Below are 13630 nucleotides of genomic sequence, written 5' to 3'. Positions count from 1 at the left end.
TACGAACACCGCGAGGAGTACCTTGGAAGTATGCGAAGGTCGAGGCGCGCGAGGACGATCGGGTCGATCCTGGTCGGGGCGATGGTGGGCGCCGTGGTCGGGGCGGCGGCCGTGACGCTGTCGGAGTCACCGGCAGTGTGGGGCGCGGGCGTGACCTTCCCGGTATTTCTCGCGCTTTTGGCGGGCGCCTTGTGGCTCAACGTCCTCATGCACGAGCTCGGCCACGTTCTGAGCGGCGTGCGAGCGGGTTTCGAGTTTCGCGCCCTGGCCGTGTGGCCCTTGATGTTCGAGCGTGGTCGCGGCTTGCGTCGGCTGCGCTCGCCCTCGCTCGGCTTTGCCTGGCTCGCTCCGCCGCTGACGTCGGACTTGGCCAGGCGCATGAGGCGGATGGTGGCGGGAGGCCCGCTGGCAGGCTTCGGGTTCGGCTTGGGGTGTGCGCTGCTGGGGATGCTGCTCGTACCGGGACCGCTGAAAGGCTTTCTGGCGTTGTCGGCGCTGCTTTCGGTGGCGCTCAACGGCCTGTCCGCGTGGCCTTCGAGCGTCGGCGGGTTGATGACGGACGGAGCGCGCCTGCTGCGTCTGGGCCGTGGAAGCCGCACGGCGCGCGCGGAAGCGGCCTTGCTGGCTTTGACGAGCTTCGCGATGGCCGGTCGCCGTCCGCGCGATTGGCCCGAGGCGCTGCTGGACGACGCGCTCGCGCCGCAAGGCATGAAGGCCTTCGACTTGGCCAGCGCGTCGCTCGCGTTCTACGCCGCCTTCGACGTGGGAGACGAGCTGGCGGCGGAACTGCACCTGGCGCGCGCCGAGGAGTTGCTGCCCATCGTGACCGAGGCGCTTCGCACACCCGTGTACCTCGACCGGGCATTTTTGGAGGCACGCCGTGGAAACGCCGTGGCGGCGCGCCAAGCGATGGGCCGCGCGAAGAAGAGCGCGTTCGTGTCCGAGGCGACGTGGGCGCGTGTGGAGGCCGCGATCTTCCTCGCCGAGGGGCAGCCGCGCCACGCGTTGGCGCGTGCGGAGTCGGGCCTACGCCAAGCGTCGGCCGGTACGGTGATTCGCGGCGTGGAAGAGCCGTGGCTGCGGGCGCTTCGTGACGAGGCGCTGCGGGCGTCTCGAGGCCCGGCGCGCACTTGAACGTTCACCGCACTGGAGCTCGGGCCGAAACGTGCAATTCCGAGCGTCGTACTCGACTTTAGTCAAACCTTGAGGTACAATTCTCTTACTAGGAATGACTCTCAATAAGAGGGTCATATTTCTTCGCTTCAAGGAGACAGGATGACTCAGGACACGGCTCCATTGCAACTCGAGATTCGCAACCTCCATGCCTCCGTCGGCGACTTGCCCATCCTCAAGGGCGTGAATATCATTGTGCCACGTGGCGAACTCCACGCCATCATGGGACCCAACGGCAACGGCAAGTCCACCCTCGCCAAGGTCATCGTCGGCGACCCCGAGTACACCGTCACCGAAGGCGAGATTCTCGTGGACGGTCACAACATCCTCGAGATGGAGCCCGACGAGCGCGCCCGACTGGGCCTCTTCCTCGCCTTTCAGTACCCCGTCGAGATTCCCGGCGTCACCATCGCCAACTTCCTGCGCCTCGCCATGCAAGCGCGCAAGCCCGAAGGCGAGGAAGTCTCGTTCATGGAGTTCTACGGCAAGCTCCAACAGGCCCTCCAAACGCTCGAGTGGGACGAGAGCATCGTCGAACGCTACCTCAACGCGGGCTTCTCGGGCGGCGAGAAAAAGCGCAACGAGATCCTCCAGATGCTGATGCTCGACCCGACGTACATCATCATGGACGAGACCGACTCCGGCCTTGACGTCGACGCCCTCAAGATCGTGTCCAAAGGCGTCAACTCCATTCGCGGCGAGAATCTCGGCGGCCTCATCATCACGCACTACCAACGCTTGCTGAACTACATCGTTCCTGACAAGGTGCACATCATCGTCGACGGACGCGTCGTCCAAACCGGCGGACCCGAACTCGCCCAAAGGCTCGACGCCGAGGGCTACGACTGGGTCAAGCAACTCGCAACCGCTTAAGGAGCTTCGCATGACGAATCCTGAAATCGCCGAAATCAACGCGCAATACGAGTACGGCTGGGCCGATCCCGAACGCTACGCCGTCAAGGCTCCCAAGGGCTTGTCGCGCGGAGTCGTCGAAATGATCTCCAAGGCGAAGGACGAGCCGCAGTGGATGCTCGACTTCCGCCTCAAGGCCCTCGACATCTTCTACTCCAAGCCCATGCCCGAGTGGGGCGCCGACTTGAGCGGCCTCGACCTCGACGAAATCTACTACTACATCAAGCCCGAAGGCTTCAACGCCCGCTCGTGGGACGACGTGCCCGAAGACGTCAAGCAGACCTTCGAGCGCCTTGGCATTCCCGAAGCCGAACGCGCCGCCCTCGCCGGCGTCGGCGCACAGTACGAATCCGAGATGGTCTACCACAACCTCAAGGAGGAGTGGGAGAAGCTCGGCGTCGTGTTCCTCTCGATCGAGGACGGTCTGCGTCAGTACCCCGACCTCTTCCGCGAGTACTTCGCGACGGTCGTGCCGCCCGAGGACAACAAGTTCGCGGCGATCAACTCCGCCGTTTGGTCCGGCGGGTCGTTCGTGTACGTTCCGAAGGGCGTGAAGGTCGACATTCCCCTGCAGACGTACTTCCGCATCAACGCGGAAAGCGCGGGTCAATTCGAGCGCACCCTCATCATCGTCGACGAGGGCGCCCAAGCGCACTACATCGAAGGCTGCACCGCGCCCAGCTACTCGCGTGACTCCTTCCACTCGGGCGTCATCGAGATCATCGTGAAGGAAGGCGCGCGCTTCCGCTACTCCACCATCCAGAACTGGAGCCACAACGTCTACAACCTTGTGACCCAGCGCGCCGCGGTGTACAAGAACGGCGTCATGGAGTGGGTGGACGGCAACCTCGGCTCCAAGGTCACGATGAAGTACCCCGCGTGCTACCTGCTGGAGGAAGGCGCGCGCGGCGAAGTCCTCTCGATCGCCATGGCGGGCCGCGGCCAGCACCAAGACGCGGGCGCCAAGATCGTGCACTTCGCGCCGCACACTTCCGGCACCATCGTTTCCAAGAGCATCTCCAAGGACAGCGGACGCTCCTCGTACCGCGGCCTCGTGAAGATCTACGAAGGAGCGTACGGCTCCAAGACGAACGTCGAATGCGACGCGCTCCTCCTCGACGAGGAAGCTCGCACGGACACGTACCCGTACATCGAGATCGAGGAGAAGAACGCCTCGGTCGGCCACGAAGCGACCGTCAGCAAGATCAACGACGAGCAGATCCTCTACCTGCAATCGCGCGGCCTCTCCGAGGACGAGGCGGCGGGCCTCATCGTGCGTGGCTTCATCGAGCCTATCGCAAAGGAACTGCCGCTGGAGTACGCGGTCGAGCTCAACCGCCTCATCGAACTCGAAATGGAAGGTTCCGTCGGTTGATCCGACGGCCCTAGAACAGGGCGGGTGACGAACCCGCCCGTTTCCTTGCGAAGCGATTCACCCAGGAGGACTCATGACTCAAACGATGAACCGGGCGTTCTCGCCCGAGGCGGTGCAGGAACTCGGCGGTCCCGCCTGGCTGGCCGAGAAACGCGCGTCGGCGCTCGAATTGTTCCACACCCTCGCGCTTCCCACCGAGGCGGTCGAAGCGTGGAAGTACACCGACGTCTCCGACATCGACTTCGACGCGCTCAAGCCTGCCAGCCGCAAGGAGACCGTCACGAGCGAGGAGCAGCTTCCGGCGGGCGTGCGAGCGCGTCTCGGCTCGACAGATGTCGCCGGGTACCTCGTGTTCGACGGGCCGGACGTGATCTTCAAGAACGTTCCCGCCGACCTCTCGCAGCAAGGCGTGGTCTTCACGGACCTTCGCTCCGCGCTCGACAGCCACGCCGAGCTCGTGCAGCAATACCTGTACAGCGTCGTGCCCGCCGAGGTGCCTGACGACACGACGATCGCCGCGCCCGGCACGACGCCCAGCAAGAGCCCCGACGCCAGCGAAGGCAAGTTCAGCGCCCTCAACGCCGCCCTGTGGACGAACGGCGCCTTCGTCTACGTGCCGCGCAACGTCGAGGTGGAACTGCCGCTCGGTTCCTTCCGCGTCCTCGACGAGTCGGGAACCTTCACCGCGACGCGCACCCTGATCGTTGCGGACGTCAACAGCAAGGTGACGTTCATCGACGAGCAGGACAGCGAGGACCTCGAAAGCGCGTTCGCGTTCGGCGCCGTCGAGCTGATCGTGAAGGATGGCGCGCAACTGCGATACGTGTCCGTGCAGAACTGGGGTCGAGGCGTGACGCACATTCAGCGGCAGCGAGGCGATGTCGCGCGTGACGCGGTCTTGAACTCGCTCGTCGTCACGATGGGCGGATCGCTGTCGCGCACCGAGATGCAGTCGCACCTGCGCGGTCAAGGCGCGAGCTCGGAGATGCTGGGCTTGAACTTCGCGTCGAAAGACCAGCACTTCGACCACTACACCTTGCAGCACCACGCCGCGCCGCACGCGCACAGCGACCTCTTGTACAAGAGCGTGCTCGCCGACACGGCACGCGGCGTGTTCTCGGGCATGATCAAGGTGGATCTCGGCGCGCAGAAGACGGACGCGTACCAAAAGCACCGCACCTTGCTGCTGTCGAGCGAAGCGCGCAACGACTCCATTCCCCAGCTGGAGATCAACGCGAACGACGTTCGTTGCTCGCACGGCTCCACCACGGGACCCGTCGACGCCGAGCAACTGAACTACCTGCGCTCGCGCGGCATCCCGAAGAGCCTCGCCGAGAAGATTCTCGTGACGGCCTTCCTGGAAGACGTCCTTTCCCGCGTGCCGCTTCAAAGCGTCGTGAAGTACATCGAGGCCGTCATCGCCGAGAAGGTCGGCGCGGTCTGAGATCTCGAGTCACCGAGCGGCCGACCCTTTGGTCGGCCGCTTTTTCGTACCATCAGGCATGACGACATTCTTGGCGCTCGGGTTCCTGGCCCTTCTTGCCGCCACGCCCGCGACCGTGCGGTACGAAGTCAGGACGCCAGCGGACGACCCGTACTCGCCGGTGCTCGTCGCGCTCGACGGCCGAAAGGTAGTGACGCTCGTCGATCCGGCGAAGCCGACGCCGCCCTTCTCTGAAGGAACGGCGATCATGAACGTCGTTCGCGTCGCGGACTTCGACGCGGATGGAACACTCGACGCGCTCGTGCTGTTCTCCGGCGGCGGCAACTGCTGCCCGAGTTCGTACCGCTTCGTCACGTACCGCCCGGGCAAGGCGCCGTTGTTCTCGAACGCCTTCGACAGTTGGCGAGATCCGAAGATCGAAACGTATCAAGGCCGTCTCGTCGCCGTGTACCGTGACGAGGACGCCGCCCGCTGGAAATCATGGGCGTACCGAGGCGGCAAGGCGGTCCTCGTGCGCGCGGCCGTCATTCCCGAACTCAAGGCGTTGCTGAACATCCGCCGCGAGGCGTTCGACGAGCGCAGGAACGTGTTCGCGTTCGACTTGAACGAAGACGGCTCGAACGAGCGCATCGAGTGCGGCATCTGGGATCGCTGGGACACCTTGCAATGCGGCGTGACGGACGCGAAAGGACGAGAACTGCTGTCGCCGAGCGTCGGGTGCGACCGCTACGGAGTGCTCGCGACGAAAACGCGCGGCTATCACGACCTGGTCTGCGGGCTCGACTGGCGAATCCGCTGGAACGGCAAGGAGTACGTCGCGCCCGACTTCGAGTGAAAACACGAGCGAGGCCCCTAGGTGACGACGCTGAACGGCTCCTCCTCGCTCCGTCGCGGCTTTAGAAGGCTCCAACGCCAAAACATCTCGCAGACGGGCGGCCCTGACGCACCGAGCGTCCCCTCCCGCAACTTCGAAGCTGCGTTCCTCGTACCATGCAGCATGGAACAGCGAACGCTCCTCGAGAGCAAGCGCGGCGCGGGCCTCTCGTTCGAGGTGCACGAGTACAAGACTCTCACGGGATCGAGCATGCTCGGTGCGGAGGCTTTGTACTACGCGCGGCAAGCGGGCGTGACGTTGAAGCAACTCGCGATTCGTCTCGAGGGCGGCAAGGCCCTCTTGCAACCCGGCGCCCTGCAATACATGCACGGCGGCGTCGAGATGAAAGTCACCGGCGGAGGCGGAGGCGTCGGTGGGTTCCTGTCGCGCGCCGTCTCGAGCGCCGCGACGGGCGAAAGCGCCTACAAGCCCGAGTACGCGGGGCGCGGCGTCGTATGGTGCGAGCCGACCTTCAAGCACCTCTTGATCTCGGATCTGCAGGGTGACGACTTGCTGATCGACGACGGCGTCTTCGCCGCGTGCGAAAGCTCGATCAAGGTCGGGCGGCACGTCAACAAGAACGTCGGCGCGGCCGTGCTCGGCGGTGAAGGCCTCGTCCAGAGCAAGTTGTCGGGCGCGGGCCTGTTCGTGCTGGAAAGCCCGGTGCCGATGAGCGAGGTGGATGTCCTGCGCCTTTCGAACGACACCCTCACCGTGGACGGCGACCTCGTGATGGCGTACTCGGCCAGCCTCGACTTCCGCATCGAGAAAAGCACGAAAGGAATCTTGTCGAGCGCGCGCAGCGGGGAAGGCCTCGTTCACGTCTTCCGCGGAAGCGGTGAGGTGTGGGTCACGCCGACCCTGGGCTTGCACCGCGCCTTCGAGCCCGTGGTCGTGGGCGCGACGAAGTAAGGCGTCTTGGCGGTCGGCGTACCTCCTCACGCCCGAGCTCTCGGTCGATGAAGGCGCCCGAGAAGCCGCTGGCGCTCGCGTCGTCCTTCGTGTCGCCGGAGTACAGATTCGATGGGCGCGGCCCGGGACGCGGCGCCGAGGCACATCGGGTAAGGCTCGCGACTCGTGTGAATCACGCCGTCCGGGACGTCGAAGCGGCCGTAGGTGGCGGTCGCTTTTCGAATCGCGGTGACTTCGGCATGCGCCGTCGGATCGTTCATTGCGGTGAAGCGGTCGACGCCGTTCGTGACGTTTTTCTACGCGCGGCTTCGCGCCTGAATGTTTCGTGATCCGTCATTCGGGGAGGACGGCGTCCAGAGTCACGAGCTCCGCGCGTACCTCGCCGTCCTCGACGTGGAGGAAGGCCAGTCCCACGGGCAGCTTGAAACGCCGCCGTCCGCACGAGCCGGGATTGAGGTACAGCGTTTCGCCGCGCTTCTCCAATTTCGGAACGTGGCTGTGCCCGCTGATCACGACGCGAATTCCAGCGGCGGCAGGGGAGAGGTCGAGGGCGGCGAGGTCGTGCAGCATGTAGACCCAGGCGCCTCCCACGTCATACAACAGCGTCTCGGGCAGGGTGGAAAGCTCGCCCTTGTCGACGTTGCCACGCACCGCGAGCGTCGGTGCCAATTCCGCCAAGCGCTTCAAGACGCTCGGAGTGCCGACGTCTCCAGCATGCAAGACGAGGTCCACGCCCGCCAAACGAGCGAGGACCTCGTCTCGAAGCAGTCCGTGCGTGTCCGAGATCACGCCGACGCGCATGATGAAGTTTAACCCACGAGAATCAGACCGCGTCCCACGTCGAGCGTCGTCGCGCCGCCGTTCGAGACGACGGCGCCCGTGACGGCGTTTCGCCACTCGCCGCTGGGCAAGTTCACGCTGACCTCGTGCGCCTCGCCTCGGCGGCTGGCGAACACGGCGGCTTTTTCGGGAGTCCCGTCCTCCCGCGTGTAGGTTCGCAAAAACCCGACGGCGTCCTCTCCCGCGTGCAGCATTCGCATCGCACCTTCTTGCAGGGCGCGGGTCTCTTTGCGAACGCGAATGAGGGCTTGCACGTCGCGCCGCAAGTCGAGGTCCCACTTCGACTCGTCCCACGGCATCGTGCCGCGATTGAACGGCATCGTGCCCTTCTCGACCTGCGTCAGACCGACTTCGGTGCCGTAGTAGACGCACGGCACGCCCGGATACCCCAGCAGTAGCGTCAAGACCGACCGCAGCTTTTCCTTGTCGTCGCCGAGACGCTTGAGGGCGCGTGAGATGTCGTGCGAGTCCACGAGGTTGAACTGATTGAGGGCGATTTGTGGCGCGAGGACGTGGTAGGCGTCCCACAGCAAGTCCACGAGCTCGGCGGTCGGCAGGCGGCTCGGGAAGCCCTTGTACGTCTCGCCCGAGAACCACTCCATGACCGGAAGGCCGAAGCCGTGGTAATTCATGACGCCGTCCTCGCCTTCACCCGTGAGGACCGCTTCGGAATCGAAGAAGCGCTCGCCGAACACGTAGGCGTCGCTTTTCACGCTGCGCGCCGCGCTCTTGAGGCGGGCGTGCAGTTCGAGGTTGCCTTCGTCCGTGCCGCCCACGCCGATTTGCTGAGCGACGTCGAGGCGCCACCCCGCGACGCCGCGCTCCAGCCAGAACTTCACGACGCTCGAGTCTCCCTCGAAGAACTCGTTGACCGCCATCGGCGACGAGTAGTCGATCTTGGGAAGCGTGGGCACGTCGAAGAAGGCCGCGTACGGCGGCTTGCCGCCCTCGACGTCGCGGAAGGTGAACATCTCGCGTTCGGGCGCGTGCGGATCGGACAACGCCTTCTTGAACAGGTGCCACTCGCTCCCCGAATGATTGAACACCCCGTCGAGCACGACTTTGACGCCGTGCGCGTTCGCCGCCGCCATCATCTGCTCGAAGGCCGCTTCTCCGCCGAGGTGCGGATCGACGTGTCGGTAATCGGCGATGTCGTATCGGTGCGCGGACGGCGAAACGAAGATCGGGGTGAGCCACAAGGCGTTGGCGCCGAGGTCGGCGATGTACGGCATGGCCTGCGCGACGCCTTCGAGGTCGCCGCCGTAATGTGCGTGAATATCGAGGTCGCGCGCGGGCGGCACGTCCCAGTCGACGTGCACGACCGGCTTGCCCGCGTATTCGTACTCGCCCGTCTTCACGTCGTTGTCGGGGTTGCTGTTGCGGAAGCGGTCCGGAAAGATTTGATAGAAGACGCTCTTCCAAGCCCACGTGGGCGCCTCATAGCCCGCCAGGTAGTGGAACCAGTCGCGGTACGCGCGCCGAACGCGGTGCAAGCCCGCCATCGTGAGGTGCACGTTGTCTTCTTCCAGCACGAGCTGCCACGCGTAGTGCACCTTGCGGGCGGAGAGGCGCAAGTCGATTTCGAACCAGCGGCCCTCACCGTCGAGCGCTTCGACTTCGCGCGCCGGGAACTCCTCGATTTCGCCGTGCACGACGACCTTGAGGTACACCGCTCTCGGCTCGAGGGTCGTCTTGAGGCGCAAGGTGACGGTCTCGCCACGTTCGGCTCCGAGGCGCGCCGTGAAGGCGGGCGTGTGATCGTGCCAGGCGGGCAAGTCGGAAAACACGATGTTTTGAAGAACAGGACTCGTCATGAAACCTCCAGAAAAAAGGGCACGCCTCTTTGAAAGAGGTCGTGCCCGAACAGGACAAGCGTTGCCTTCGAGTTGTACCCGAAGTCTAGTTCAAATCACTCCTTCACGCCACCCGCGACGGCGCCCGACACGAAGTAGCGTTGGAAGCCGTAGAACAGCGCGACGATCGGCAAGGCGCCCATCACTGCGGACGCGGCGAACACGCCCCACTTCGTGCTGAACTGGTCGGAGGTGTACGAGAACAGCAAGATTCCGACCGTCCAGTTTTCGATGCCCGTCATGACTTGCGACGAGATGATGTACTCCGCGTACGTTCCGATGAACTGGTTCAGGAAGATGAACACCAGCATCGAGCCCGACAGAGGCAGCACGACCTTTTGGAAGGCTTGCCAACGCGTCGCGCCGTCTACCAGCGCCGCTTCTTCGAGCGACTCCGGCAAGCTCTCCACGTAGCCTTTGTAGATCCAGGTGTTGAAGGCGATCGCGCCACCCGAGTACGCGAGGATCAGGCCCGTGAAGCTGTTCGACAGTCCCAGCGCGAACAGCAGGTACTGAATCGCGACGAGCCCGAGAAACACCGGGAACATTTGAATGAAGATGAAGAACAGCAGCGTTTGGAAGCGACCCGGAAAACGAAGTCGCGCCATGGCGTAACCGGCGGTGGTGGACAACAGAATCGCGATGAAGCCCGTGAGGCCGGACACGAGGAAGGTGTTGCGCACCGACAACAAGAACTTGCTTTCGTTGCCTTGCCCTTGGAACTGCGTGGGCGACATGAACAGCACGATGAGGGCGAGCGCTCCCAGCGCGACGTACGTCAGTGTGCGGCTCGGGCGCTCGTACGCACGCTCGTCGCTCGCGCGGCGCCGGAGGAAGGTGATCACCAGCAGCGCGAGGGCGGCTCCGGCGATCACACCGAGCAAGATCCACTGCCACGCCGGAATGTTCACGCCGTCGAACAAGCGCGTGTAGTTGTCCAAGCTGGAGTTCGCGAAGTTCGGCCACAACCCCGAGCGCACGAACACGTTGCCGGTCGTGGGCAAGAAGAATTGGTAGAGGCTGTTGCGCGGATCGAACGACGCGATGAGCACGAAGAACAGCGGGTACACGGCGACGAAGATCACGAGCCACAAGAACAGGTGCGTGAGTTGGTCGCCGAGCACTTGCCAGTAGCTGATGGTGCGCTTCGACGTGCGCTCGCCCCACACCTTGCCGATGAAGCTCGTGAGCGCCAGCAAGCCGACGGCGCCGAGCAGCCACAGCAAGGCGGCTTGCCAGCCGTTCGGAATGCGCAGAATCGAGAACGACGGCCGAATGGTGCCGGACACGAAGGGCCTGGCGAGCGCTTGGACGAGGAAGTACAAACCGACGAGAATCGCGAGGGCGACGAGCCACGGCACGGCGCGGCGCAGCAAGCTGGGCTCTTTGTGAACGTATACGACGGACGTGTCGTGCGTGGAACCGCTCGGCGGATTCGACCCTGAGACAGTCATCGGCGGGCCTCCTGGAAGACGCCGGCGGCGCGGAAGTTCACGAGGCTGATGGCGACGGTGAGGATGAAGATGATCACGGCGATGGCGGACGCGGCGGCGAAGTTGCTGCCGCCCGCCGACGTGAAGGCGGTGTTGAAGCCCCACGACAGCAAGATGTCGGTCGCCTGCGCGGTGGAAGTGCGACCTTCTTGCGCGGGGCCGCCGCGCGTCAGGAGGTAGATGATGCCGAAGTTGTTGAAGTTGAACGCGAAGCCCGACAGCAAAATCGGCGTGAACGAGTTACGCAGCAGCGGCAGCGTGATGTTCTGGATTTGCTGGAAGCGGCTCGCACCGTCGATTTGGGCGGCTTCGTAAAGATCGTCGGGGATGGTGGAGAGCGCCGAGATCGTGGCGGTCATCATGTACGGAAAGCCCAACCACAAGTTCACGAGCAGGATGCTTACCTTCGCCCAATCGGGGTCGGTGAGCCAGGGCACCGGCAAGGCGCCCAAGAGGCCCAGGCCCTTGTTGACGATGCCGAACTGTTGGTCCAACAGCGCGCGCCACATTTGAATGGAGATGATGGCGGGAATGGCCCACGGCAAGAACAGCAGCGTGCGGTAGAAGTTGCGACCCTTGAGGCGCTTGTTGTACAGCAAGATGCCGAGCAGCAAGCCGAACAAGGCGTTGATGATGATCGTCAGGAACGCGAAGGCGACGGTCCAGATGAACACCGGCCAAAGTTCGGACCCCGCGCGCTTGAAGATGTCTTGGAAGTTGCGCAGACCGACGTAGTTGATGGTGTTCACGCGCGTCGTTTCGACGGGTGTGAAGGTCGCAGGAACGGGCTCGCTCAAGCGAATGGTATTGCCCTCGATGCTGGCGATCGAGAGCGTCACCGGCGCGGCGCCCGCCTCGTCGTACAGCGCGATCGGCTTGCGTGCGCACGACGCACCTTCGCAGTTGAACAGCTGCTGCGCCGTGGCGAAGTCTTCGGGAAGCTCCTTGAGCGTGAGCGTCGTGCGGTCGCTCGAAAGGGTTATCGACGTTTTGTACGCCGTGTCGGGGAATCCCGAGTTCTGCCCGCTGTAATTCGTGAACGCGAAGTTCACGGTCAGGACGATCGGGAAGACCGTGAAGGCGAGAAGCACGACGATGGCGGGCAACAGGTAGTACCAATTGACAATCCAGCGAAACGCTCGGCTAACGAACAACATCGCGGGAAGCAGCACGAGCGCGAGGTACACCAACAGCAACCACGCGGGTGCTGTCGGCCATACGAGGCTCGTGAGTCTCGACAGTCCCCAAGCGACGAACGCGGACCCCACCAGCAGCACGAGCAGAATGCCGAGCGCGATGAACAGACCGCGTGTTCCTTGAGGAGGCGTGTCACCTCGAAGTGACGTCGTCATTGAAAATAGTCCCTCCTTCTGAGTAAATCAACTTATTCTGCGCCTTCTTATATCGCCCCGCAAGACGATACAGGAAACGAAAAACTATCTATCGACACAAAAAAAGGGAAGGCCGAAACGACCTTCCCTTGACACACGACTCGACCTTACTTGATGTTCGCGCTGATTTCTTTCTGCGCGGCATCCAGGATTTGCTTGAAGTTCGCGTTGGGCTTGGCGACGCTTTGAGCGTTCGCGTTGCTCCACGGGCCCCACACAGCGCCCATTTCCGCGACGTTGGGCATCGGCGTGCCGAGATTGATGTTCTTGCCGAAGCCCGCGACGACAGGGTCGCTCTTGAGGCGCGTGGTCGCCGAGAGGCTCACGGGCAGGCGTCCGCCCGCCTTGTTGAAGCTCACTTGGGCGTCCGAGGTGACGAGTTGACGCGCGAACTGCGCGGCGACCGTCTTGTTCTTGCTGTAGGCGCTGAGCATGATGCCCTGCACGCCGACGAAGGGGCTCCACTTGCTCGTGGCGCCCGGAGGCGTGGGCAAGGGGGCGATGCCGTAGTCGATGCCGGCCTTCTTGATGTCACCCATGTTCCAAGGGCCCGTGAGGTACATCGCGAGGCGACCATCGAGGAACGCCGAGCGCGCCGCTTGGTCGTCGAGCCCTTCGGGCACGAGGTTGTACTTGTAGCGCAAGTCGTTCAGGAGGCTCGCCGCCTTCTCGGCGCCGTCGTTGGCGATCCCGAGGTTCTTGACGTCGAGGGTACCGTTGTTGTTCTTGAAGACGTATCCGCCGTAGGCGTTGATGATGCCGTAGTTGTAGTACGCGTTGGCGATGTCGTACAAGAAGCCGAAGCGGCCGTTGCCGGTATTCGCTTGAGCGACCTTGATGAAGTCGTTCCAGTTCGTCGGAACGCTCTTGACGAGCTTCTTGTTGTACACGACGCCGACCGCTTCGGCGAACATCGGGAGGCCGAAGAGGCGACCCTTGTACGTCATCGTGCTAAGCGCGATTTTGGACAGGTCCGTACGGCTCGTGATGTACTTGTCCAACGGCTCGATGACGCCGGCGGCCGCGAAGGCGCCGAGACGGTCGTGCGGTTGGCTGACGAGGAGGTCCGCGCCTTGACCACGCGGCGCGCTTTGGATGAACTTGTCTTGGATGGTGCCGAAGGGCACGCTGACGATATCGACGTCGTTCTTCGTCGCACGCTCGAACGCGGTCGCTTGATCCTTGAGCCAGGCAAGTTCGGGCCCTTCGAAGTGCGTCCAAACGGTGATCTTGGCGGCGGAAGCGCTTCCGAGGCTCATCATGGCAACGGACAGCAGGGAAAGACCCAGTGCTTTCTTCATAGCTTCACTCCTTGGCGTGACGGAAGACAGGGTTTCCACGTCTTCGGGTCACCGAGCAGCAC

At 63.6% G+C, this 13630-nt stretch carries 11 protein-coding genes and 1 pseudogene; 6 read left to right on the top strand and 6 right to left on the bottom strand.

Annotated features, from left to right (window positions below; translation table 11 throughout):
- Window positions 1–30: 30 nt before the first annotated feature.
- From DES52_RS01625 to DES52_RS01600, 6 genes are all read left to right on the top strand, one after another.
- Window positions 31–1134: a zinc metalloprotease gene (locus DES52_RS01625; protein WP_146237158.1), complete on the top strand. Its 1104-nt coding sequence runs from the start codon at window positions 31–33 to the stop codon at window positions 1132–1134.
- A 141-nt stretch (window positions 1135–1275) separates the two neighbouring features.
- On the top strand, window positions 1276–2046 hold the full coding sequence (gene sufC, locus DES52_RS01620; RefSeq protein ID WP_110884998.1) for a Fe-S cluster assembly ATPase SufC: 771 nt from the start codon (window positions 1276–1278) through the stop codon (window positions 2044–2046).
- Between the two features lie 10 nt (window positions 2047–2056).
- Window positions 2057–3460 carry a Fe-S cluster assembly protein SufB gene (gene sufB, locus DES52_RS01615; RefSeq protein ID WP_110884997.1) on the top strand — a complete coding sequence of 468 codons (1404 nt, stop codon included), beginning with the start codon at window positions 2057–2059 and terminating at the stop codon, window positions 3458–3460.
- 73 nt (window positions 3461–3533) lie between these two features.
- Window positions 3534–4904 (top strand): Fe-S cluster assembly protein SufD, encoded by a 1371-nt coding sequence (sufD, locus tag DES52_RS01610; RefSeq protein WP_211317839.1) that lies wholly within the window; start codon window positions 3534–3536, stop codon window positions 4902–4904.
- Between the two features lie 58 nt (window positions 4905–4962).
- The gene (locus DES52_RS01605) at window positions 4963–5739 is read left to right on the top strand and encodes a hypothetical protein (protein ID WP_146237157.1); all 777 of its coding nucleotides are present in this window, start codon (window positions 4963–4965) and stop codon (window positions 5737–5739) included.
- 162 nt (window positions 5740–5901) lie between these two features.
- Window positions 5902–6690: an AIM24 family protein gene (locus tag DES52_RS01600; RefSeq protein WP_110884995.1), complete on the top strand. Its 789-nt coding sequence runs from the start codon at window positions 5902–5904 to the stop codon at window positions 6688–6690.
- Window positions 6691–6716: 26 nt separating this feature from the next.
- On the opposite strand, the pseudogene DES52_RS23665 reads toward DES52_RS01600, so the two are convergent.
- From DES52_RS23665 to DES52_RS01570, 6 genes and pseudogenes are all read right to left on the bottom strand, one after another.
- Window positions 6717–6968: pseudogene (locus DES52_RS23665) on the bottom strand (deaminase); the annotation flags it as partial.
- Window positions 6969–7023: 55 nt separating this feature from the next.
- Window positions 7024–7491 (bottom strand): metallophosphoesterase family protein, encoded by a 468-nt coding sequence (locus DES52_RS01590; RefSeq protein WP_110884993.1) that lies wholly within the window; start codon window positions 7489–7491, stop codon window positions 7024–7026.
- Window positions 7492–7499: 8 nt separating this feature from the next.
- Window positions 7500–9344, bottom strand: a complete 1845-nt coding sequence (locus DES52_RS01585; RefSeq protein WP_110884992.1) for an alpha-amylase family glycosyl hydrolase — start codon at window positions 9342–9344, stop codon at window positions 7500–7502.
- Window positions 9345–9439: 95 nt separating this feature from the next.
- Complete coding sequence (locus DES52_RS01580) at window positions 9440–10837, bottom strand: sugar ABC transporter permease (protein WP_110884991.1); 1398 nt, start codon at window positions 10835–10837, stop codon at window positions 9440–9442.
- Window positions 10834–12228, bottom strand: a complete 1395-nt coding sequence (locus DES52_RS01575; RefSeq protein ID WP_110884990.1) for an ABC transporter permease subunit — start codon at window positions 12226–12228, stop codon at window positions 10834–10836. The genes DES52_RS01580 and DES52_RS01575 overlap by 4 nt, the downstream gene beginning before the upstream one ends.
- A gap of 146 nt (window positions 12229–12374) precedes the next feature.
- Window positions 12375–13568, bottom strand: a complete 1194-nt coding sequence (locus DES52_RS01570; RefSeq protein ID WP_110884989.1) for a sugar ABC transporter substrate-binding protein — start codon at window positions 13566–13568, stop codon at window positions 12375–12377.
- Window positions 13569–13630: the final 62 nt, after the last annotated feature.

This window comes from Deinococcus yavapaiensis KR-236 (genome assembly GCF_003217515.1).
GTDB lineage: Bacteria > Deinococcota > Deinococci > Deinococcales > Deinococcaceae > Deinococcus_A > Deinococcus_A yavapaiensis.
Note: the sequence above shows the minus strand (reverse complement) of the source record. Positions and strands in the feature narration are given on the sequence as shown.